18 protein-coding genes and 1 pseudogene are annotated in these 22129 nt (G+C 58.5%); 2 read left to right on the top strand and 17 right to left on the bottom strand.

Annotated features, from left to right (window positions below; genetic code table 11):
• Window positions 1–11 precede the first annotated feature (11 nt).
• The 5 genes from pdhA to AC13RE_RS00925 all read right to left on the bottom strand — a co-directional run bounded on the left by pdhA (window position 12) and on the right by AC13RE_RS00925 (window position 4889).
• A complete protein-coding gene (pdhA, locus tag AC13RE_RS00945; RefSeq protein ID WP_488561638.1) occupies window positions 12–1055 on the bottom strand; it encodes a pyruvate dehydrogenase (acetyl-transferring) E1 component subunit alpha in 1044 nt (347 codons plus the stop codon).
• Between the two features lie 156 nt (window positions 1056–1211).
• A complete protein-coding gene (locus AC13RE_RS00940; RefSeq protein WP_488561637.1) occupies window positions 1212–1523 on the bottom strand; it encodes an FtsB family cell division protein in 312 nt (103 codons plus the stop codon).
• A gap of 219 nt (window positions 1524–1742) precedes the next feature.
• Complete coding sequence (eno, locus tag AC13RE_RS00935) at window positions 1743–3017, bottom strand: phosphopyruvate hydratase (protein ID WP_015339811.1); 1275 nt, start codon at window positions 3015–3017, stop codon at window positions 1743–1745.
• A gap of 148 nt (window positions 3018–3165) precedes the next feature.
• A complete protein-coding gene (gene kdsA / locus AC13RE_RS00930) occupies window positions 3166–4005 on the bottom strand; it encodes a 3-deoxy-8-phosphooctulonate synthase (RefSeq protein WP_488561636.1) in 840 nt (279 codons plus the stop codon).
• Window positions 4002–4889 carry a VOC family protein gene (locus tag AC13RE_RS00925; protein ID WP_488561635.1) on the bottom strand — a complete coding sequence of 296 codons (888 nt, stop codon included), beginning with the start codon at window positions 4887–4889 and terminating at the stop codon, window positions 4002–4004. Before AC13RE_RS00925 ends, kdsA begins: the two co-directional genes overlap by 4 nt.
• Before the next feature lie 418 nt (window positions 4890–5307).
• Here AC13RE_RS00925 and lexA point away from each other — a divergent pair, with 418 nt between their 5' ends.
• Window positions 5308–6030, top strand: a complete 723-nt coding sequence (gene lexA, locus AC13RE_RS00920; RefSeq protein ID WP_015339808.1) for a transcriptional repressor LexA — start codon at window positions 5308–5310, stop codon at window positions 6028–6030.
• On the opposite strand, the gene AC13RE_RS00915 is transcribed toward lexA, so the two are convergent.
• Window positions 6011–8479 (bottom strand): ComEC/Rec2 family competence protein, encoded by a 2469-nt coding sequence (locus AC13RE_RS00915; RefSeq protein WP_488562520.1) that lies wholly within the window; start codon window positions 8477–8479, stop codon window positions 6011–6013. The two genes, lexA and AC13RE_RS00915, sit on opposite strands and share 20 nt — an antisense overlap.
• A gap of 291 nt (window positions 8480–8770) precedes the next feature.
• Between AC13RE_RS00915 and gltA the strand changes: the two genes are divergently transcribed.
• Window positions 8771–10060, top strand: a complete 1290-nt coding sequence (gene gltA, locus AC13RE_RS00910; protein ID WP_015339806.1) for a citrate synthase — start codon at window positions 8771–8773, stop codon at window positions 10058–10060.
• 27 nt (window positions 10061–10087) lie between these two features.
• Here the strand turns inward: gltA and lpxB are convergent, their stop codons facing one another.
• The 11 genes and pseudogenes from lpxB to pyrH form a co-directional block, all read right to left on the bottom strand.
• A complete protein-coding gene (lpxB, locus tag AC13RE_RS00905; RefSeq protein ID WP_488561634.1) occupies window positions 10088–11269 on the bottom strand; it encodes a lipid-A-disaccharide synthase in 1182 nt (393 codons plus the stop codon).
• On the bottom strand, window positions 11266–12147 hold the full coding sequence (locus AC13RE_RS00900; protein WP_488561633.1) for an LpxI family protein: 882 nt from the start codon (window positions 12145–12147) through the stop codon (window positions 11266–11268). Before AC13RE_RS00900 ends, lpxB begins: the two co-directional genes overlap by 4 nt.
• A gap of 2 nt (window positions 12148–12149) precedes the next feature.
• Complete coding sequence (gene lpxA / locus AC13RE_RS00895; protein ID WP_488561632.1) at window positions 12150–12965, bottom strand: acyl-ACP--UDP-N-acetylglucosamine O-acyltransferase; 816 nt, start codon at window positions 12963–12965, stop codon at window positions 12150–12152.
• The gene (fabZ, locus tag AC13RE_RS00890; RefSeq protein ID WP_112610215.1) at window positions 12962–13435 is read right to left on the bottom strand and encodes a 3-hydroxyacyl-ACP dehydratase FabZ; all 474 of its coding nucleotides are present in this window, start codon (window positions 13433–13435) and stop codon (window positions 12962–12964) included. Before fabZ ends, lpxA begins: the two co-directional genes overlap by 4 nt.
• Entirely contained in the window at window positions 13428–14495 is a 1068-nt protein-coding gene (lpxD, locus tag AC13RE_RS00885) for a UDP-3-O-(3-hydroxymyristoyl)glucosamine N-acyltransferase (RefSeq protein ID WP_488561631.1), read from the bottom strand. The genes fabZ and lpxD overlap by 8 nt, the downstream gene beginning before the upstream one ends.
• A 51-nt stretch (window positions 14496–14546) precedes the next feature.
• Window positions 14547–16880: an outer membrane protein assembly factor BamA gene (gene bamA, locus AC13RE_RS00880; protein WP_112338321.1), complete on the bottom strand. Its 2334-nt coding sequence runs from the start codon at window positions 16878–16880 to the stop codon at window positions 14547–14549.
• Window positions 16881–17077: 197 nt separating this feature from the next.
• The gene (rseP, locus tag AC13RE_RS00875) at window positions 17078–18751 is read right to left on the bottom strand and encodes an RIP metalloprotease RseP (protein WP_488561630.1); all 1674 of its coding nucleotides are present in this window, start codon (window positions 18749–18751) and stop codon (window positions 17078–17080) included.
• Between the two features lie 126 nt (window positions 18752–18877).
• On the bottom strand, window positions 18878–19711 hold the full coding sequence (locus AC13RE_RS00870; RefSeq protein WP_132716505.1) for a phosphatidate cytidylyltransferase: 834 nt from the start codon (window positions 19709–19711) through the stop codon (window positions 18878–18880).
• Window positions 19711–20460 (bottom strand): annotated as a pseudogene (locus tag AC13RE_RS00865) (isoprenyl transferase); the annotation flags it as partial. The pseudogene AC13RE_RS00865 and the gene AC13RE_RS00870, both read right to left, overlap by 1 nt.
• A 100-nt stretch (window positions 20461–20560) precedes the next feature.
• Window positions 20561–21121, bottom strand: coding sequence for a ribosome recycling factor (gene frr / locus AC13RE_RS00860; RefSeq protein ID WP_015339796.1), 561 nt, complete (start codon window positions 21119–21121; stop codon window positions 20561–20563).
• Window positions 21122–21177: 56 nt separating this feature from the next.
• The gene (pyrH, locus tag AC13RE_RS00855) at window positions 21178–21897 is read right to left on the bottom strand and encodes a UMP kinase (RefSeq protein ID WP_112338317.1); all 720 of its coding nucleotides are present in this window, start codon (window positions 21895–21897) and stop codon (window positions 21178–21180) included.
• Between the last annotated feature and the right edge of the window lie 232 nt (window positions 21898–22129).

The following is a 22129-nucleotide window of genomic DNA, read 5'->3' as shown; positions in this document are numbered from 1 at the left end:
CCCTCCCCGATTTAGAGCAGAATGTCGGTGTAGAGCTCGGATGCATCCGGCTCCGGATCGTTCTGGGCGAAATCGGCACTATCTGCGACAATGTCGCGGACATCCTTGTCGATATCCTTCAGATCGTCCTCGGTCGCCCAGCCCTTTTCGAGCAAGCGAATACGGACCTGCTCGATCGGGTCGTGCTCGGAGCGCATCTTCTGCACTTCGTCCTTGGAACGGTACTTCGCCGGGTCGGACATGGAGTGACCGCGATAGCGGTAGGTCAGCATTTCCAGGATGATCGGGCCCCTGCCGGAGCGGCAATGCGCAACGGCTTCGTCAGCCGCAGCCTTGACGGCGCGGACGTCCATGCCGTCGACCTGAATACCGGGAATGCCGAACGAAGCGCCACGTTTGGAGAAATCGGCCTGAGCGGTGGCGCGAGCCGTCGAGGTGCCCATGGCGTAGCGGTTGTTTTCGATCACGAAAATAACCGGCAGCTTCCAGAGCTGCGCCATGTTGAAGCTTTCGTAGACCTGGCCCTGGTTGGCGGCACCGTCACCGAAATAGGCAACGCTGACATTGTCATTGCCGCGATACCAGTTGGCAAAGCCAAGGCCGGTGCCGAGCGAAACCTGTGCGCCGACGATGCCATGGCCGCCGTAGAAATTCTTTTCCTTGGAGAACATGTGCATGGAGCCGCCCTTCCCTCGGGAATAGCCGCCCTGGCGTCCGGTGAGCTCGGCCATGACGCCACGTGCGCTCATGCCGGTCGCCAGCATATGGCCATGGTCGCGATAGCCGGTAATGACCTGGTCGCCATCCTTCAGCGCCAGCTGCATGCCGACGACGACTGCTTCCTGACCGATATAAAGGTGACAGAAGCCGCCGATGAAGCCCATGCCATAAAGCTGGCCGGCCTTCTCTTCGAAGCGGCGGATCAGGAGCATCTCACGATAAGCCTTGAGCTCCGCATCACGATCGAAATCTGCGATCGGGCCGCCATTGGTTTCCTTGGCAGGCCTTGATGCTGTTTTACGGCTGGAAACGGTCGCGTTCTTTCGCGGCGCCATTCAACCCTCCCTGTGTGAGTAGCCTCGTTTTTGGTGAGGCGTAACATAGGGAAGATTGTCCGCCACAGCAATGCTATAATTGCATGGCTCATATTCATTGCAAGTTATTGATCTAACTCACAAAAATGCAATTAACCGGAATTCGGTTAATTGTGGCTATTTATTGAAGATGACGATCTCGTTCGTCTTGGAATAGGTCAACTGATAGCGCGCATATTGATCGAGCATATCCTTATCCAGAGAGCCGTCGCTCAACAGCGCGACCTCCTTTTCAAGGTGCTCGCGCCTGGCGACAAGATCAGCCAACTCCTTGGCACGGTCGACGCGGCGCCGCTCGAAAACCTCGGTCGCCTTCAGGCCGTAATCGCCATGAATGCAATGATAACCGAAGTAGCTCACAAAAGCGATGGTGATGGCGGGAAGGATGAGACGGCCGAACCTTCTCTTCTTATGATACTTTGTCCACATACTCGCTCGTCACGCTCTGGCTTTACGCGATCTCCTCAAAGCCTATTCGGCCCAAACAAGATCACATGAAATCAAATACCTGGAGCCAAGATAACCGGCAGAGATTAACCGTCCGTTGACTCTAACTGCCAGGGCCAACAAAAAACCGCGCCCGAAGGCGCGGTTCGATCCAAGCGAACAATCTGGCCGCAGACCCGTGCGGATCCAAGGCTTCAGATATCAGCCACGAAGAATGGAGCGGCCGGCATATTTTGCCTGCGGGCCGAGCGCTTCCTCGATACGGATGAGCTGGTTGTACTTGGCAAGACGGTCCGAACGCGACAGCGAGCCGGTCTTGATCTGGCCGCAGTTGGTGGCAACGGCAAGATCGGCGATCGTGGAATCTTCCGTTTCGCCGGAGCGGTGCGACATGACGGCGGTGTAGTTCGCCTTGTGCGCAGTTTCCACGGCGTCGAGGGTCTCGGTCAGCGAGCCGATCTGGTTGACCTTGACGAGGATCGAGTTGGCTACACCCATGCCGATGCCATCGCGCAGGCGGGCAGAGTTGGTGACGAACAGATCGTCGCCGACGAGCTGCGTCTTCTTGCCGATGAGGTCGGTCAGCGTCTTCCAGCCTTCCCAATCGTCTTCAGCCATGCCGTCTTCGATCGAAACGATCGGATACTTGGCGGCGAGTTCTGCGAGGTATTCAGCCATGGCGCCGGATTCCAGCGTACGGCCTTCGCCTTCAAGAACGTACTTGCCGTCCTTGAAGAATTCGGTCGAGGCGCAATCGAGGCCGAGAGCGATTTCTTCGCCCGGCTTGTAGCCCGCCTTCTCGATCGACTTCATGATGAAGTCGAGAGCTGCAGGCGCGCTGGAAAGGCCCGGTGCGAAACCGCCTTCGTCGCCGACGTTGGTGTTGTGGCCTTGCGATGCCAGTTCCTTCTTCAGAACGTGGAAGACTTCCGAACCCATGCGGACGGCTTCGCGGATCGAGTCGGCGCCGATCGGCAGGATCATGAATTCCTGGAAGTCGATCGGGTTGTCGGCATGAGCGCCACCGTTGATGATGTTCATCATCGGAACCGGCAGCAGGCGGGCGTGAGCGCCGCCGACATAACGGTAGAGCGGCAGGTTGGCACTCTGGGCAGCAGCCTTGGCAACGGCGAGCGAGACGCCGAGGATGGCATTGGCGCCAAGGCGCGACTTGTTCGGCGTGCCATCGAGCTCGATCATGATGTTGTCGAGCTGGATCTGGTTTTCGGCATCCATGCCGCCGATCGCATCGAAGATTTCCGAATTGACGGCTTCGACGGCCTTCTCGACACCCTTGCCATGGTAGCGCTTGCCGCCATCGCGAAGCTCGACGGCTTCATGTGCGCCGGTCGACGCACCCGACGGAACCGCCGCGCGGCCCAAGCTGCCGTCTTCGAGGTAGACATCGACTTCAACGGTCGGATTGCCACGGCTGTCGAGAATCTCGCGGGCGATAATGTCGGTGATTGCGGTCATGATAGCTCCCTGCTCGCTGGTTTATAAATCGATTTAAATCGTCTTAATCGAAGGCGCGGAAATTTCAATGGCGATCCGCGCCGCGATTTGGCACTCCTACAGGCCCGTAACGCAAGTTCATGTCAGCCTGTTGAATGCCGGCTACGTTTCAGGCCTTGGCGATAGCGTCGAAGGCCAGCAGCTTTTCCAGAAGCCGCGGCATATCCTTCAGATAGACCATGTTCGGGCCATCGGACGGTGCATTGTCCGGGTCCTCATGTGTCTCGACAAAAACACCGGCGACGCCGACAGCGACCGCGGCGCGTGCCAGCGTCTCGACGAACCGGCGATCGCCGCCGGTCGAACCGCCCTGCCCGCCTGGCTGCTGCACGGAATGGGTCGCGTCGAAGATGACGGGCGCGCCCATCGCCGCCATGATCGGCAGCGAGCGCATATCCGAGACCAGCGTATTATAGCCAAAGGAGGCGCCGCGCTCGCAAAGAAGAATATTCGGATTGCCGCTTTCGTTCAGCTTGGCAAGCACGTTCTTCATATCCCATGGCGCCAGGAACTGGCCTTTCTTGACGTTGACCACGCGGCCAGTCTTGGCAGCGGCAACCAGAAGGTCTGTCTGGCGCGACAGGAAGGCCGGGATCTGCAGGATATCGACCGTCTTGGCAACGATGGCGCACTGCTCTTCCGTGTGGATGTCGGTCAGGACGGGAAAGCCATATTCCTTCTTGAGGTCGGCAAAAATTTCCAAGGCCTTCTCCAGGCCGATGCCGCGCTTGCCCGACAGCGATGTGCGGTTCGCCTTGTCGAAGGAGGACTTGTAGATAAGGCCGATGCCGAGCTTGCCGCAGAGTTCCTTCAGCACGCCGGCAATCATAAAGGCATGATCGCGGCTTTCCATCTGACAGGGGCCGGCGATCAGCGACAGCTTTGCAGTATTGGAAAAAAGGACCTTGGAGGCACCCTCGCCGACGGTGACTTCGGAATTTGTGCTCATTTTGTCTCCTCAAAGGCGAACAATGCGCCCTGACCGGGCGCCAACCTCGCCAATAGACGATTGTTCTTACGCGTATAGGTGACGCCGTTAGCAGTGAAATGCGACGATGTCACGGAAAGATCGCGTGTTTTGAAAAGGATTGCCCGCGCCCTGAGCCCCGGATCAGTCGTGCGAACAGGCAGATCATAGAACGCCTCCATGCCTTCCGGCGTCAAAATCTCCAGATCGGCGTTGGCCGCCTTGATGGTCAAGCCGAAGGAATGCTCCGTTATTTGCGGGCTGCCGACAACGTCTTCGAAGAAGCGGCGATAGACGGCCGGTTGCGGCGCGCAAAGCGCTACCCGCGCAATGCCGGTCACGCCGTTCTCGTGACGCTCAAGCACGCTGCGGTCAGCCGGCAGCGGATTGATGCGCTGACAGCAGAAGGCGAGAAAGTCTGGCGCGCGCAGATCAGCGGCAAAGGCGAGACGAAAGCCGGCCGTGGTTTCCGTTCCGTCCGGCATCTTCATCGGACGGGAAAAATCCAGCATTCGCCCAGCGGAAATCGCCGCCGCGTTGAAGCGCTCGTCATCCGCCACCGCATCATCCGTGCCGAACACCACGGCCGAAAAACCATCTTCCCCCACCCGGAAACGATAAGCCTGATCGCGCGCGACGAAAACATTGCCGTCCAAAATGCTCTTCTCGCACTGCTCCGGAGATGCCACGCTCAGGGGTTCGAGATAGGTTTTATCGGCAAAGAAGACGCAGGCGTTCTGCGTGCCAAAGGGATGACGCGCATCCGGAGCCACCGTGAAACCGAGCTTGCCGAGGCGTTCGCGCGCCAGAGCGATATTGACGGTCGGCAGCACGAGATGATCCAGCGGGTGCGGTGACGAAATCATGGTTCCTCCTATCTGCCTTTGGCAGCAGATTTGCGCCCTTCCCCCGCGTAATTCAAGATAGGAGCATGGAACACTCAACGCACAGGGACAGGACCGAAAGCAATCTCACAAACGTGATTGCTGATTCTTACCGTCAACGCGTGTGGCCAATGACGTCCAATATGGATCCGCTTCTTGAATACGCCGACCGAGCAGCAAAGCCCGAGAACGGAAATGGCGATATTTTCTATATTTTTCAAATGGTTGCGGCCTATATAACGTCTCAACATCCTAAGCCGACCCATTCGTAAGTCGTAATTATTTAACTGACACTACAAGGCTTTACCGAAATTTAAGCACTTGCGGAACACATATGGAACATATAGTGTCCGTTCTGGATTTGTTTCACGGCTTTTCTTGATTCTGGGGTTCCAAGACGATGTTGACGCGCAAGCAGCAGGAACTGCTTCTCTTCATTCACGAACGCATGAAGGAATCCGGTGTTCCGCCGTCCTTCGACGAGATGAAGGATGCATTGGATTTGGCATCCAAATCCGGTATCCATCGTCTGATCACGGCGCTGGAGGAGCGCGGCTTTATCCGCCGGCTGCCGAACAGGGCCAGGGCTCTCGAAGTCATCAAGCTCCCGGATGCTTATAATCCCAGCCTTCAGCCGCGTCGCGGCTTTTCGCCGAGCGTCATCGAGGGCAGCCTCGGCAAGCCGCAGCCCGTTGCCCCGCCCGCTCCGTCGAAGGTGGCAAATGACGATCACAACGGCTCGGCGTCCGTACCGGTGATGGGTCGCATCGCAGCCGGCGTTCCGATCTCGGCCATCCAGAACAATACGCACGACATTACCGTTCCCGCCGACATGCTCGGCTCCGGCGAACATTATGCGCTTGAAGTTCGAGGGGATTCGATGATCGACGCCGGAATTTTCGACGGCGATACGGTCATTATCCGCAATTCGACCACGGCCAATCCCGGCGATATCGTCGTTGCACTCGTCGACGATGAAGAAGCTACCTTGAAGCGCTTCCGTCGCAAGGGTGCCTCCATCGCGCTGGAAGCCGCGAACCCAGCCTATGAAACCCGCATCTTCGGGCCAGATCGCGTCAAGGTTCAGGGCAAGCTCGTCGGCCTTATTCGTCGCTATCACTGACCGGTGAATTGTCCGGGACTGGCGGCGCCTTTGCAATTGGCGCGTCGAATTTGCCGGTGCGCCAATCATAGGTTCGATGCCTGGTCCATGGGCGCTGCGGGTTATTGAATGCGGCGGATATAATGGGTGTGTCTGAGGTAAGCACCATTTCAATGGAGCCGGTTTTGCGCAATGTCGCACCGGTTATGAGCGTTGCTCCGGAACGGCAATGATCCAGCCGCAGCCGGATTGGCGTCACGACAATGCTCCCGGTGTCGCAAGCCGCGGGCAGATAGGCCGCGTTCTCGATGGTGACCAATATCGCGCCGTTTTCGAGCATGGCGACACACCATGCTCCCTTCTGACAGGCAAAGCTGCCTTGCATGGTGCGGTCCAAAGCTTCTTCCATTGCGGTGCGGACCGCCTTCTCCTCCTCGTTACTTAGTCGCTTGTGCCGATCCGTCTTGCTGATCTGCGGAAGCCGGCTATCGGTCGGAAGCATGGTCGGCGGTTGATGTTCGGCTGCGACCAGTGCTTTTTGCCATTGCTCGAAGATGAAGGCCTGCGGTCTCTCGCGATTGGTGGCGAGGATATCATCCTGGCGCAAGGCAACCAGAATACCATCTTCCGAGATCATCAGATCCGGCTTCGGCACACCAGAGCCGAACGCGGCCACACCGACAGATGACAGCAGCAGCAACAGGCCCAGATGGCGAAGCCGGGTCCGCAACATGCTCATGATCAGGAAGCCGGCGATGAAAGTCGGCATCAGCCAGCTGGGCTGGCGGCCGAAAGTGATATCACCTCCCCACCCAGCCACCGTTTTTGCAATAGCGATCACAAGCTCCAGTCCCTCTCCGGTGACTTTCCAGAACGGTCCATCGATTCCGAAAGGCATCAGCAGCATCGCCATCATACCGAAGGGCATGACGATGAAAGAGACGACGGGCATGGCCGCAAGGTTGGCAGCAAGTCCATATGTCGCCAACCGGTGAAAGTGCTCGATCGAGAAGATGGCCGTCGACGCACCGCCGATGAACGAGGTCGACATCACGCCTCCAAAGAAGCGTGTGACGAACAGTAGCGGACTTAACAGACGGATGCGCGGCAGGATGTTTTCGCGATGCCGCCGTCGTTTCCAGAGCGAATAGCCTGATACCAGCGCCAGCGTTGCGGCGTAAGACATCTGGAAACTCGGACCGAGTACCTGAGACGGTGACAAGACCAGGATGACGATGGCTGAGAGCGCCACATTGCGCAAGCTGATGGATGGCCTGTCGAAAAGCACGGCCACCAGCATGATCGCCATCATGATGAAGGCGCGCTCGGCGGAGACGCCGAATCCGGAAATGAGGTAATAGGCCGTTACCGTTAGAAGCGCGCCGAAGGCTGCGAACTTCTTCGTCGGCCAGGCCTGGACGACACCGGGAAACAGGCTGAACAAATAGCGCAGACCGACATAGAAGATGCCGGCCGACAGCGCCATGTTGAGGCCGGAAATTGCAATGATGTGGGTCAGGCCGGCAATTCTCAGGGCTTCGGTCGTATCCTTCGAGATCGCACGTCGCTCATCGGTGACAAGTGCTGCTGCAAAGGCGCCGGTGTCTCCAGGCAAGGTTTGCCTGATGCGGTCGCCGATGCTGTTGCGCAGGCCAGCGAGCCAGATATCGGCCGCATCCAGTAACGAGCCGGCAGCATCGTCACCGGATGGCGACAATAATTCCGGCGTTCCGTAGGCAAAGCCATTCGCGCCGATGCCGTTGAAATAAGAGCTGAAAGCGAAATCGTTAAGACCCGTCAATGCCGGTCCGGCCGGAGGTGTCAGGCGCGCCCTGCCCCGGATCCGATCCCCCAGATCGAACGACTCCGCCTGCTTGCGCACGAAGACCGTAACCCGCTGGGGTGCGCGGCGGATAGAGGGTTTTTCCGTCGCCTCGACGCGGACGACATAGCGCCAGCGCCCATTGTCATAGGATTCCCGTCGCTCGATCTGCCCGGTCACGGTCGTCGTCACGGCCGAGTCGAGCATGACGGTGGAAACCCGCCAACTTTCCCACTGGGCCAGCGCCATGCCCAGGCAGATGAGCATACCGGCGAAAAGTGTGTGATGAAGCAGCCTGCCCGCATCGCGCTTTAGCAAAAAACCCAAAGCAAACAGAACGAGGCCTGCGAGAAACGCCTGCGGAGGCGGATCGATTTGCGCCTCGAACCAGATAATCGCACCCAAACCCATATAGATCGGTGCGAAAAGAACAGCACGGCCATGGGCCGCCTCCTCCGCAATCAAGCCGAGGACAGCGGTTCCAAGGCGCTTCGGAACACGCAGCAAACGCGACGTCAGCGGCGCCTGATCCTGTGTTCGTTCCCATTGTCGCGCTTTGGCGCTAGGGGTAATCGCGGTGGAAAAGGCGCGAGGTTGCGGAGACGCGGTGACGTCCCTGCTCTCTTCCTGCTGGTCGGATGCCTCCAAATTAGGCACTCGCTGACTGCCCCCGCGCCAAATTACAGCTTCTGCGCGATTTGTGCCGTCACCACACAGTGAATTCAACTGAAATCGGCGGGAACAAAGCTCAATTGGGCCGGTTTCCCGGCGTAGCATACGAAAGGGCGCTTCTGCAGTGCCCAAAAGTTGATACTGCATTGCACAATTCAGCGTTAGGATAACTTGGCATTAGGCTCTGGATCATATAGCTAGTCGGTAGTCGCTTAACCTTTTGGCGCTTTTTATGGCGTCAATCCCGCCAAATCTTGGAGGATCAGCATGACGGAACAAAGCGCGAAACTAACTTGGGGTGAAAAGACGGTGGACCTGCCGGTCAAGACCGGAACCATCGGCCCGAGTGTCATTGATATTGGTGCCCTTTATAAGAACACCTCTACTTTCACTTACGATCCTGGTTTCACCTCCACCGCATCGTGCGAGTCGAGCATCACCTATATCGATGGCGACGAAGGCGTTCTGCTGCACCGCGGTTATCCGATCGATCAGCTGGCCGAACACGGCGATTTCCTGGAAGTCTGCTACCTCCTTCTCTACGGCGAACTGCCGACGGCAGCGCAGAAGAAGGACTTCGACTATCGCGTGACCCACCACACGATGGTGCATGAGCAGATGTCGCGCTTCTTCACAGGCTTCCGCCGTGACGCGCATCCGATGGCCGTCATGTGCGGCTGTGTCGGCGCGCTCTCTGCCTTCTATCACGACTCGACCGACATCACCGATCCGCACCAGCGCATGGTTGCAAGCCTGCGCATGATCGCCAAGATGCCGACGCTCGCCGCCATGGCCTATAAGTACCATATCGGCCAGCCCTTCGTTTATCCGAAGAACGATCTCGACTATGCGTCCAACTTCCTGCGCATGTGCTTTGCCGTTCCCTGCGAAGAATATGTCGTCAACCCGGTGCTTGCCCGCGCCATGGACCGCATCTTCATCCTGCATGCAGATCACGAGCAGAACGCTTCGACTTCGACGGTTCGCCTGGCAGGCTCTTCCGGTGCCAATCCGTTTGCCTGTATCGCAGCAGGCATCGCCTGCCTCTGGGGACCGGCTCACGGCGGTGCCAACGAAGCGGCCCTGAACATGCTGAACGAAATCGGCACGGTCGACCGCATTCCGGAATTCATCGCCCGCGCCAAGGACAAGAACGATCCGTTCCGCCTGATGGGCTTCGGCCACCGCGTCTACAAGAACTACGACCCGCGCGCCAAGATCATGCAGAAGACGGCGCATGAGGTTCTCGGCGAACTCGGCATCAAGGACGATCCGCTGCTCGACATCGCGATCGAGCTGGAGCGCATCGCTTTGACGGACGAGTATTTCATCGAGAAGAAGCTCTATCCGAACGTCGACTTCTACTCCGGCATCACGCTGAAGGCTCTCGGCTTCCCCACGACCATGTTCACCGTTCTCTTCGCTCTTGCCCGCACCGTCGGCTGGATCGCCCAGTGGAACGAAATGATCGAGGATCCGCATCAGCGCATCGGCCGTCCGCGCCAGCTCTACACCGGTGCTCCGCTGCGCGAATATGTGCCTGTTTCCAAGCGCTAAGCTTCGGTATTGAAACAAAAAAACCGGTCAGAGATGACCGGTTTTTTTATGGGCTAGAACATCCAGAACAATCTGCGCCGCCTTATCGCCGGGCGGCTCCTCGGTCTGCATTCGCTCCCAGACCAGATCGTAACCCGCCAACATCGCCGCACGCTCCGGCGTCTCGCTCGCCAGCCGCTCCATATAGCGGGCCAGCATGCCCGGCCGCAGAACATCATTGATGAGCTCCGGCAGGACAGCATAGTCGGCGATGAGGTTCGGCAAGGCGGCCGTCCAGATCTTGATCCGCGACAGCACGAATTTCGCCAGCCATTCGGTCTTATAGGTCGAAACCACCGGAACCCCGGCTAGGCCCAACTCCAGGATCACGGTTCCGGAGGCGGCCATGGCAGCATCGGCCTCAGCAAAGGCGCTCCACTTGGCATCCTGCCCGACAAATATATCCGGCTTGACCTGCCATTTTTCCGTCAGCGAACGAACCAGCGCCTCCTGCTTCGGCACTGTCGGCAGCAGAAAACGAAGATTGTTATTTCTCCGGCTAAGTTCTTCGATAGCCCGCTCAAAAACCGGGAGTAGCTGTCGAATTTCCGATGCACGCGATCCCGGCAGAAGCAAGATCGTCTTTTGTGCATCGGGGCCTGCCAGACCTCGCAAGGCGCGCTGACGGCGAGTTTCCAGCAGATTAGCATCGACCGTCAGGCGGTGGCCGACATACGTGGTTGCTGGACCGCCCAAGCGCTCCATAGCAGCAGGCTCGAAGGGCAATACGGCCAACACATGGTCGACGTAAGCGAGCATCTTCTGCGCGCGATATTCCTTCCACGCCCAGACGCTGGGGCAGACGTAGTCGATGATTGGCAGGTCGGGGAGCGCCTTGCGCACACGCTTGGCAACGCGATGGGTGAAATCGGGGCTATCGATGATCAGAAGCACATCGGGCTTTGCGGCAATGATCGCATCTGCTGTCTGCCGGATGCGGGCCAGTAACTTTGGCAGGCGCTTGATGACCTGAATGAAGCCCATGATCGAGAGCTCGGAGTAATCGAAGAGCGAGCGCAGACCTTGCGCCTCCAGCGCCTCGCCACCGACGCCCACCAGCTCGACCGCACCACCGTGACGCCGCTTCAGGGCCGCGACGAGATCGCCACCCAAGAGATCGCCGGAGACTTCTCCGGCAACGACGGCAAGCTTCAAAGGCGACGCGCTCACATGAAGCCCTCGGCGCTGAGGCCGCGATCGATGCCGCAGACGAAAATGCCGGCCTCGTCGGCAGCGGCAATTACCGCTTGCCGGTCGAGGATCAGCGCTCTGCCGGCTTCGACGGCGACACCGGCCAATCCAGCCTTCTTGGCGTTCGATACCGTAGACACGCCAATCGACGGTAGATCAGCCCGGATATCCTGCTGCGGCTTGCAGAGTTTGACGAGCACGCCACGACGGCGCGTCGAGATGCGTCCGGCCGCACGCAGTTCGGCAACCCGCTCGATCATCTTGTCAGTGCCCTCGGCGCCCTCGAGCGCGACAACGCGGCCTCCGACGCTGACGGCGCCCTGTCCGACATCCAAAAGCCCAAGCGCATCGGCGGCCCTTGCGCCCTGAGCAATATCGCGCAGATCCTCTTTCGCCGGCAAGATTTTTCCAAGTGGCCCGGTCGCCGCCAAAAGATCCGGCGCAATTTCATGCGCACCCACGACGCGAACGCCACCGGCCTCGATCAGACGAATGACCATCTGTAGAACGGCATTGTCCCCTCCCGAAAGAAGGGTGCGGATGGTGGAGGGTAATTCCTTGATGACGCGCCAGGTCGGATGCACCTGACGCCACGAAGGACGTCGTGCAACACCGCCCGACATGACAACACGATCGACACCGTGTCGGCGGAACATTGCCTCGAGACCGGCAAAATTGCCGACGCGAAGATTGGCATGATCGAAGGCAGACCAGTCGCGGTCCGCTTCGTCAGTCAAAGCAATAATGACAGGATTCTCTCCGGCTTGGCGGGCGGCATCGGCGACGTAAACCGGCAAAAGCCCACTGCCGGCGATGATCGCCAGTCTGCCCTTGCCGTTGTCGCTGGCCGAAACCACCCTCAGCTCTTGCCGCGATTCGGCGATGAAAGCGCGCGGTCGCTTTCGGCAGCAATAAAATCGAGAATTTCCATCACTTCCTTGCAATCGGCATATTCCTCGCGGATAGCCGCTGCATTGTCGCGAATGGATCCTTCGCCTTCGAAGATGCTCTTGTAGGCGCGGCGAACGCGGTGAATGACGGCGCGATCTATCCCTGCGCGGCTCATCCCCACGACATTCAATCCTGACAACACGCCGGGATTGCCGTTCAACATGCCGTAAGGGATGACATCGTAACTGGCTGCCGTAAGCCCCCCAATGAAGGCTTGCCTGCCGATACGCGTGAACTGATGCACAGCGCAGCCGCCGCCAAGAATGGCGCGGTCCTCGATGGTCACGTGTCCTGCCAACATGACGTTATTCGACATGATGACATTGTTGCCGACCCGGCAATCATGTGCGACGTGCGAATTGGCGAGGAAGAGGTTGTTGTTGCCGACGATCGTCCTGCCGCCGTAATCGGCCGTACCGGTGTTGATCGTCACACCTTCACGGATCGTGCAGTTCTCGCCGACATCAAGCGTCGTCTCTTCGCCGTGATGGTGAACGCTCTGCGGATCACCGCCGACAACGGCCATCGGAAAGATCTTCGTTCCCTTACCGATCGTCGTGCGGCCAGTCACGACTGCATTATTGAGCAACTGAATATCGTCGTGCAGAACAACTTTGGGACCGACATAGCAGAGCGGGCCGATAACAACATTCTCGCCGACGACCGCGCCGTCTTCGACAACCGCCAGCTTATGAATGCGGGCGCTCTTTGCGATGCTGCTCATGCCTGTTCCTGGTCCTTCCGTACAATCATCGCACCGATATCAGCCTCGGCCACCAGAGAACCGTCGACCTTGGCATCGCAATGGAACTTCCAGATGGTGCCACGCTGCTTCTGCTTGACGACGTGGAACTCGACGCGGTCGCCCGGAACGACCGGCCTGCGGAAGCGGGCGTTGTCGATCGTCATGAAGTAGACGAGGTTGCCGCCGATGCCGTCCTTGCGGGCGCAGATCGCACCCGCAGTCTGCGCCATACCCTCGATGAGCAATACGCCCGGCATGATCGGAGAACCGGGAAAATGCCCCGTGAACTGCGGCTCATTGGCCGTCACGTTCTTGATGCCGATCGCGGAATTATCGCTATCGATCTCGATGATCTTGTCGACCATCAAGAAGGGATAGCGATGCGGCAAAAGCTTCATAATTTCCAGAACGTCAGCCGATGACAACGACGCCTTGGCTTCCTCAGTCATGCTCCGCACTCCCGTCTTTCTTGTCTCTGGCTCCTGAGCGCTTCGCGATCTCCGCCGATTCCCTTAAAAAATCCCAAAGCGGCCGCGCCGGAAGGCCCGCATAGCGCTCGCCCGCCGGGATGCTGTTCATCACGCCGCTCTTGGCACCGATCTGCACGCCGTCGCCGATGTGAATATGCCCGTTGAGGCCCGCCTGACCGCCGATCTGCACGCCATCGCCGATCACCGTGCTGCCGGCAATGCCGACCTGACTGACGATAGCGCAGTGACGACCGATGCGGACGTTATGTCCGATCTGGACCTGGTTGTCGATCTTCGTGCCTTCGCCGATCACGGTATCATCCATGGTGCCGCGATCGATCGTGGTATTGGCGCCGATCTCGACATTATCCTGGATGATGACGCGGCCGATCTGCACGATCTTGACCATGCCGCGCGGTCCCGGCGCATAGCCAAAACCGTCCTGACCGATGCGCGTGCCATTGTGGACGATGACGCCATTACCGAGATAGGCGCAGAGCACGCTCGCGCCGCCGCCGATGCTGCAATTGCGCCCGATTTTGACACCCGGCCCGATGAGGGCGTTAGGGCCGATATAGGTCCCCTCGCCGATCTCTGCACCCGGCCCAATAATTGCACCCGGCTCGATGCCGACATTGGCCTCCAGCTTAGCGGTCGCATCGATCGTCGCCGCGGGTGAAATCGTCGCCGGATTCGCGGTAAACGTAACCGGCCGCATGGCTTGCGGATGCAGCAATGCGCCGGCAATGGCGAAATCCGTATGCGGCTTCTTCGACAGAAGTACCGGAATGTGATCGGGAACGAAAGATTTCAGCGCCGGAAGGCAAATGATCGCCGAAGCCTTGCAGGTCTCCAGCTCAGCACGATTCTTTCGGGAAAGGATATAACAAATATCACCTTCGCCTGCCCGGTAGACAGGAGCGATAGATCTGATGACGACCTCCGAAGAGGTCGCATCAGCCAGTTCCGCCCCAAGATGCTCAGCCAGCTGTTTCAAGCTGACACCACCGTGGGGCGGGAAAAAACCAGTATGTTCCATAAGCACCAGCTCCAGAACGGTGTTCAAGCCCGCAGTTCTGGACTGCCGATATCAGAACTGGTTGGCGATGCCAAACCGGAAATTCTCAGTCTTGTCGTAATCTTCCTTCAAGACCGGCACGGCGTAGTCAACGCGGATGACACCGAACGGCGACGACCAGATCAGACCGGCACCGAGCGATGCGCGGATCGAGCTGTCGTTGTGAAGCGTATCGCCGAAGAGATTCGCCTTGTTGCCATAGAGCGTGCCTGCGTCGGCAAAGGCTGCAATACGCAGACCGATATCCTGAGGAACACCCGGCATTGGCATGCTCGCTTCAGCCGAAGCCGTGAAGTAAGTCGTGCCGCCAAGCGGATCGCCGTGCGACGAACGCGGACCGATACCAGCATTCTCGAAGCCGCGGATTTCACGGCCGCCGAGCGTGAACTGATCGAAGACGTTCAACTTGCCATTCGTCGGCATCACGTAGCCGGCACCCACCGTCAGCGAGCCGATGATATCGGCTTCGTCGCTGATCATCTGGTAGTAACGAGCCTTACCGCTCAGCTTGTAGAAGTCGGAGTCGCCGCCGAGACCCGCAAATTCATGCGTGAACTTGGCGATGATGCCCTCACGCGGAAGGTTCTGATCATCAAGCGTATTGTAGGTGAAGGTCTGCGAAACCGTCGACTGCACCCACGGGCCATTCTCGACGAGGTTGAGATACGGAGCCGAAAGATTGTTCTGCCAATCGTTCGTGCCATCGTAGGTCAGGCGCTTGTAGTTGTAGCGCAGCGTCGTTGCCAGGTTCTCGGTGATCGGCGCGGTGACACGCAGCGAGAAGCCTTCTTCCGAATAGTCGTAGTAATCGTCGCTCGACGTCTGGTTCTTGAAGATATCGAAACCGGCAGCCAGACGATAACCGAGGAAATAAGGCTCGGTGAACGAGATATTGTAGGTACGATTGCCTTCCGTGCCGGCACCTGCGGCGAGACGGATGTACTGACCGCGACCGAGGAAGTTCTTTTCTTCGACCGAGGCTTCGAGAAGCAGGCCGCCATTGTTGCCGACAGCGTAACCGGCGCCGATACCGAAGGAGCCGGTCGGCTGATCTTCGACATTGACGATAACGACCACACGGTCCGGAGCGCTGCCCTGAGCCGTCGAGATATCGACCTTGGTAAAGTAGCCGAGCGCATCAAGACGACGCTTGGCGCGCGTGATCATCTCCTGGTTGAAAGCATCGCCTTCGTTCAGGTCGAACTCGCGACGGATGACGTAATCGCGCGTGCGGGTGTTGCCGCGGATTTCGATACGCTCGACATAGGCGCGCTCACCCTGATCGACGAGATATTCGATGCCGATGGTATGACCGGACAGATCTCGGTTGCCGCGCGGCGTGATGCGGGCGAACGGATAGCCGGCAGCCGCAACGCGCTTGGAAATGTTCTCGATCGAAGTCTGAATATCCTTGGCGCTGTAGACATCGCCCTTGTGGGTGATGACAAGGCCCTTCAGCTCGTCGGCATTGATGCCCTCGACGGTCGAGATGACGTTGATGTCGCCGTAGGTGTAACGTGGGCCTTCATCGACGTTAAAATTCAGCGTGTATTCGTTGCTCTGCTCATTCAGCGTCGCATCGGCACTGACGACGCGGAAGTCGGCATAACCGTGATTGTAGTAGAACTGACGCAGCTGATCCTGATCGCCTTGCAGGCGCTCGGGGCTGTAGACGTCCTTACGCGTCAGGAACGAGAGGAAGTTGCTCTTCTTCGTGCCGATGACCGAAGCAAGGCGACCGCTGCCATAGGCCTGGTTGCCCGAGAAATTGATCTTGTCGATCTTGGTACGCTCGCCTTCGTTGATGACGAAGGCCACGTTCAGACGGCCCGGCGCGACCTCGGCGGTCTGCGTCGTCACCTGCACATCGTTACGACCGATGGATGCATAGGCATCCTTGATGGTCTTGACGTCAGCCTGAACGGTCGCCTCGTTATACGGGCCTGCAGCGTGCGTCTGCACGACGCCCTGAAGCTTGTCGTCCTTGATCTTGCGGTTGCCGTTGAAGACCACAGCGTTGATGAGCTTGTTTTCGCTGACCGATACGACCAGCGTGCTACCCGAAACGGTAATATGGACATCGGAGAAATATCCGGTGGCATAGAGCTGCTTCACCGAAGCATCAATGTCACTGGCAGAGAAGCTCTTGCCGGGCTTGATCGTGATATTATCCCGGACGGCCGTCTCGCCGACGCGCCCAGCACCGCGAACGTCAACCCGCTGAATAACAGCTGCTTCAGCGACAGAAGCAGAGGCAAGGGTGATCACACCAGCGCCCGACGCAACAACACCTGCAGACAGCGCTACCGCCGACACTGCGTTCAAAAATTTTGAACCAGCCTTCATTTCACTTCTTACCTTTTTTCAATCGTCCCCAGCCTCGAGCGAACCCGATTCCGGCCACGTGTGTCGTTTTACCCGCTTTTGACATACAAGCAAGGGAGCACGTTAATTTCTGTTTACTTCATTTCAAAGCGTGGCCCATTCGCCACTACGGCTTTGAAACATCGTAAATAAATCGTAATTTTCCTCTCGTCGCCCCACTAGCCTATTCTGGAACTAATATCGTTCCAGGTCGCAAACACCATGAGCGAGAGCACCATCGCAAATCCAATCCGGAAAGCGATATCCTGTGCCCGTGCACCCAGAGGTTTTCCCCTTACGGCTTCAATCGCATAGAACATCAGATGGCCGCCATCAAGTACCGGGACCGGCATCAAATTTAATAACCCTATTGAAACAGAAAGTATGGCGGCAAATTGGAGCACCGCAGCAAAGCCCAGAGTTGCCATCTGCCCTGAAAGTTGCGCAACCCGAATAGGTCCTCCGAGCTGATCGGCCTTCATGTATCCGCCGATAACGTTGCCGAGATATTCAAAGGTGCCGGAAACGATGCTGCCGGTCTGTTTCACCCCTTCGGAAAGCGCCCGCAGCGGCCCATAAGCCTCGTAACGCAGCTTGATCGGCTTCTGTCCGTCGCCGATCCCGATCGTGGCAACCTCCATCCGAGCGCCGAAGACATCGGTCTCCTCCGACTTTTTCGGCGTCACGGTCACGTCGCGTGTCTGGTCGTTGCGTTTCACCGACAGGGTGATGGGCTTGTCGGCGTGAGCTGCCGCGTAACGCTGCACCTCGCCAATAGAGCCGATCGCTTTTCCATCCACAGAAAGAATGCGGTCACTGAGCTCCAAGCCTGCCGCCTGGGCCGGACTGTCAGCACCGATCGACGCGATCAATGGATCGATCGGTGCGATGCCGATGCTGCCGACATCGTTCTTGTTGCCGGATGCATCCGTGTCCGCCAATGTTTCGGTCGTCATCGTGAAATCGCGGGTCACGCCATTACGCTGAACGGTCAGCACGATGCTTTTGCCGGGGTGCTCGGCGATGTAGCGGCCGATATCGTAATAGGTGGCAGCATTATTGCCATCAACGGCAATCAAGCGGTCTCCCGCCTGCACGCCGGCCTTTGCCGCTGGTCCAGCAGGCTCCACCGCGGTGACGACCGGATCGACCAGCGCAATGCCGATGCGGCCCATTTCCATCTTGTTGCCGAACTGATCCGTGTCCTCGACCAGTTTCGGCACGATCCGGAAATCGCGACTCTGTCCATCCCGATCGACCGTCAGCACAATGGTGCGACCCGGACGCAGCCCGACATAGCGCTGGACTTCATCGAAAGTCGTCACTTTGTTGCCATCGACAGCGATCAGGCGGTCGCCTGGTTCAATGCCAGCCTCCGCGGCCGCGCCGTCACGCGTCACCATGGCAACGACAGGATCAGCGACCGTGCGGCCGTAAACGCTGAAAAGAACGGCGAAGATTGCAATTGCGAGCAGGAAATTGGCGATCGGGCCTGCGGCGACGGTTGCGGCTCGCTTCCAGAGCTTGGCGCCGGCGAAGGATTGGGCGCGCTCCTCCTCCGTCATCGCCGAGAGCTGATCCACATCGGTCTTGCTGGAGGCATCCTCATCACCGAAGAATCGCACATAACCGCCGAGCGGAATGAGGGAAAGCTTCCAACGGGTGCCGTGCCTGTCGGTAAATCCGGCAATCTCCGGCCCGAAGCCGATCGAAAAAGCCATAATGCGGATGCCCGACCAACGGCCCACCAAGTAATGGCCCATTTCGTGCACAAAAACGAGCAGCGACAGCACAAAAACAAACGTAATGACGTTGTTCGTCAAGAAACCGATGAAGCCAGCCGCGCTACCCATGCAACGATCCTGTTCGTGTTAGAGTGGTTCAAGCTTTCACGGAAGCTCCGAACTACTCCATCTTTCTGTTTTCTCGCAATTCCGGACGGAAAACCGCTGCGTGATTTTCCTGGAATTGCTCTGGTATCAGACCCCGAGCAGAACGCCGCCCAATGAAAAGGTCTCGCCGCCCATTGTCAGCGATATTACGATAGCCAACAAAAACGCTGCAAAACAAGCAAAAATTAGTCCATCGACCCGATCCATGACGCCGCCATGTCCGGGAATCAGATGGCTTGAGTCTTTCACGCCAAACTTGCGCTTGATGAATGACTCGAATAGGTCGCCGATCTGGCTGCAGACCGAAAGCACCAGGGCAAGGACGGGAATCCACAGATCTTCAGCTGAAAAGAAACTCCAGACGACAGCGGCTCCCGCAACGACGGCTGCGACGGCGCCGCCGATTGCGCCCGACCATGTTTTACCCGGCGATATGCGTGGCGCCAGCTTCGGTCCGCCGATAGCGCGGCCGACGAAATAGGCAAAGATGTCTGTCGACCATACCACGGCAAAGATGAACAGCATCAGCACGAAGCCGCGAAAATCGTCATCGCGAATCTCGGCAAGGGCAATCGCCGTCAGTCCGGAATAGAATATGCCGCCCGGCAGCCACCAGCTCTTGCCGCGCGCGGCGACCATGATCGCCGTGACAGCGACGAAGGCAGCAAGAACCTCTATGGAATAGACGGATTCGCTCAACGCGGTCGCACCGGCGATCAATACGAGCCCAAGCCAGCCGAGCGCGTTTCCCTGAGGATCGCGGCCATGCAGATCCGATATCGTCGACCATTCATAATAGACGAGGAGCCCGATCACGGCGGCCAGCAGGCGAAAGCCTGTGCCGCCATACCAGGTAGCAGCAAGAACGACGACGGCGAGGATAATGCCAGAGATAATGCGCAGCCTGAGTTCGCGGCTCATCAGGACCCCACGGCCGCCGCCTGCTTGGCGGAAAGGCCGCCAAAACGCCGGTCGCGCGCAGCATATTTCTCCAGCGCCGAGAAGAAGAGCTCGCGGCTGAAATCGGGCCAATAATCCGGCACGAACATGAATTCCGAATAAGCGGCCTGCCAGAGCAGGAAATTCGACAGCCGCTCCTCGCCGCTCGTGCGGATAATGAGATCCGGATCGGGAATACCGGCCGTGTCGAGACGGGCATCGACCAAGTCCGCAGTGATGTCCTGCGGGCGCAGCCTTCCGGCTTCGACATCCTTGGCAAGACTTACGAAGGCACGCGTGATTTCGTCGCGCGAGCCATAGTTGAAGGCAATGACTAGCGTCAGGGCCGTATTGTTCCTGGTGGTCTCCTCCGCCTCTAGCAGCAGGGGCAGGATATCGCCACGCAGACCGGTACGATCGCCGATGACGCGGATACGTACGTTCTGGCGATGAAGTTCGGCAAGGTCTCGGCGGATGAAGGCCTTGAGAAGGCCAAGGAGATCGCTCACCTCCGCCTCGGGCCTGCGCCAATTCTCCGAAGAGAAGGCAAACAGCGTGAGATATTTTATGCCGATGTCGCCCGCCGCCCGCACGGTCTCCCGAACCGCCTCCACGCCCTTGCGATGACCCATGGTGCGCGGCAGGCCGCGCGCATTGGCCCAGCGACCGTTGCCATCCATAATAATAGCAACGTGTTCAGGTACGGCAGACAACGTAGGAGCTGACATATGGGTCCGGTTTCGTTCAGCGGAAAGATGCTATGGTCTGGTAATCTAGGGCGCGGTCGCGGCTTTCAATATTGCGAAAAGCTCGACACTCCCCAGCGTACGATCAGACGTGCATGATTTCCTTTTCCTTGTCCGCTAGCAAGCGGTCGATTTCCGAAATCGTCTCATCCGTCATTTTCTGCACACGTTCGGACAGCGAGCGGCTCTCGTCCTGACCGATTACGCCGTCTTTTTCGGCCTTTTTGAGGCCATCCATGCCATCACGACGCACGTGGCGAATCGCTACCTTCGCCTTTTCGGCATATTCATGGGCGACCTTTACCAGCGAACGGCGCCGCTCTTCATTGAGTTCCGGCAGCGGGATGCGCAGGTTCTGGCCATCGACGATCGGATTGAGGCCGAGATTGGATTCGCGGATGGCTCGCTCGGCGGCGCTGACCATCGACTTGTCCCATACCGACACGGTCAGCATGCGCGGCTCCGGCACGGTGATGTTGGCCACCTGGTTCAGCGGCATGCGCGAGCCATAAGCTTCGATCGTCACAGGATCGAGAATGTTGGCGGATGCGCGCCCGGTGCGCAGTGAGGCGATATCGCTCTTGAATGCCGCAATGGCGCCATCCATACGGCGCTTCAGTTCCTTGAGATCGCTGGCTTCACTCATGTCTATGCTCCCCTGTAATGAGGCGACACCGGGGCTGACCCGACGTCACAGGAATATCAATTGTCTGATACGATGGTCTTGCGGCCGCCGCCGGTCAAGATTTCCGCGAAACCGCCCTTCTCGTGAATGGAGAAGACGACGATCGGAATGGAATTTTCGCGTGCAAGCGCAACGGCTGCGACATCCATGACCGCTAGCCCCTTCTCGAGCACCTGACTATGGGTCAGATGCTCGAAGCGCTCGGCATCGGGGAACTTCTTCGGATCGGCGGAATAGATGCCATCGACCTGAGTTCCCTTGAAGATCGCTTGGGCGCCCATTTCGGCGGCACGCAGCGCTGCGGCAGAATCGGTGGTGAAGAAGGGATTGCCGGTACCGCCGGCGAAGATCACCACGCGGCCGAGCGAGAGGTGGTAAAGCGTGGCGCGCTGCGAGAAGCTCTCGCAGATTTCCGGCATGGAGATGGCCGAGAGCACGACGGTATCGATATCAAGCTTGCGGAGCGAGGTCGCCAGGGCCAATGCATTGATGACCGTGCCAAGCATGCCCATGTGGTCGCCGGTCACGCGGTCCCCACCCTTGGAAGCCACGGCTACCCCGCGGAAGATGTTGCCGCCGCCGACGACGACGCCGACCTCGACACCCATTTCGCGCGCCTGCGCAATGTCGCCGGCAATCCGGTCCGCGACGGTGACATCGATACCGAAACCCTGACTGCCCATCAGAGCTTCACCGGAGGCCTTGAGCAACACGCGCTTGTAGATCGGCTGGGACATCGTAGCTCCTTGAAGTGATCACCGGGGAATGATTGTGAAAGCCGGATACACGAAGGGCACCGCGTTGTCACGCGATGCCCATACGTTTTCCCTGATATGGTTTCACCAAACCGGGATATGTCTCTTTTCGATCGGGCTTTTCCGCACGTCTTCAAACTGCGGAAAAGCCCGATCGTTTTGTTTCCTCGCGCATTCCGAACGGAAAACCGCTACGCACTTTTCCTGGAAATGC

Source organism: Martinezella sp. CNPSo 3959, from assembly GCF_057784355.1.
This window is presented reverse-complemented; position numbering and strand designations above follow the sequence as displayed.

Coding starts and splice junctions, on each gene's coding strand:
- pdhA (WP_488561638.1), bottom strand. CDS start 1,055: ATGGCGCCGCGAAAGAACGCGACCGTTTCCAGCCGTAAAACAGCATCA.
- AC13RE_RS00940 (WP_488561637.1), bottom strand. CDS start 1,523: ATGTGGACAAAGTATCATAAGAAGAGAAGGTTCGGCCGTCTCATCCTT.
- eno (WP_015339811.1), bottom strand. CDS start 3,017: ATGACCGCAATCACCGACATTATCGCCCGCGAGATTCTCGACAGCCGT.
- kdsA (WP_488561636.1), bottom strand. CDS start 4,005: ATGAGCACAAATTCCGAAGTCACCGTCGGCGAGGGTGCCTCCAAGGTC.
- AC13RE_RS00925 (WP_488561635.1), bottom strand. CDS start 4,889: ATGATTTCGTCACCGCACCCGCTGGATCATCTCGTGCTGCCGACCGTC.
- lexA (WP_015339808.1), top strand. CDS start 5,308: ATGTTGACGCGCAAGCAGCAGGAACTGCTTCTCTTCATTCACGAACGC.
- gltA (WP_015339806.1), top strand. CDS start 8,771: ATGACGGAACAAAGCGCGAAACTAACTTGGGGTGAAAAGACGGTGGAC.
- lpxA (WP_488561632.1), bottom strand. CDS start 12,965: ATGAGCAGCATCGCAAAGAGCGCCCGCATTCATAAGCTGGCGGTTGTC.
- fabZ (WP_112610215.1), bottom strand. CDS start 13,435: ATGACTGAGGAAGCCAAGGCGTCGTTGTCATCGGCTGACGTTCTGGAA.
- lpxD (WP_488561631.1), bottom strand. CDS start 14,495: ATGGAACATACTGGTTTTTTCCCGCCCCACGGTGGTGTCAGCTTGAAA.
- bamA (WP_112338321.1), bottom strand. CDS start 16,880: ATGAAGGCTGGTTCAAAATTTTTGAACGCAGTGTCGGCGGTAGCGCTG.
- rseP (WP_488561630.1), bottom strand. CDS start 18,751: ATGGGTAGCGCGGCTGGCTTCATCGGTTTCTTGACGAACAACGTCATT.
- AC13RE_RS00870 (WP_132716505.1), bottom strand. CDS start 19,711: ATGAGCCGCGAACTCAGGCTGCGCATTATCTCTGGCATTATCCTCGCC.
- frr (WP_015339796.1), bottom strand. CDS start 21,121: ATGAGTGAAGCCAGCGATCTCAAGGAACTGAAGCGCCGTATGGATGGC.
- pyrH (WP_112338317.1), bottom strand. CDS start 21,897: ATGTCCCAGCCGATCTACAAGCGCGTGTTGCTCAAGGCCTCCGGTGAA.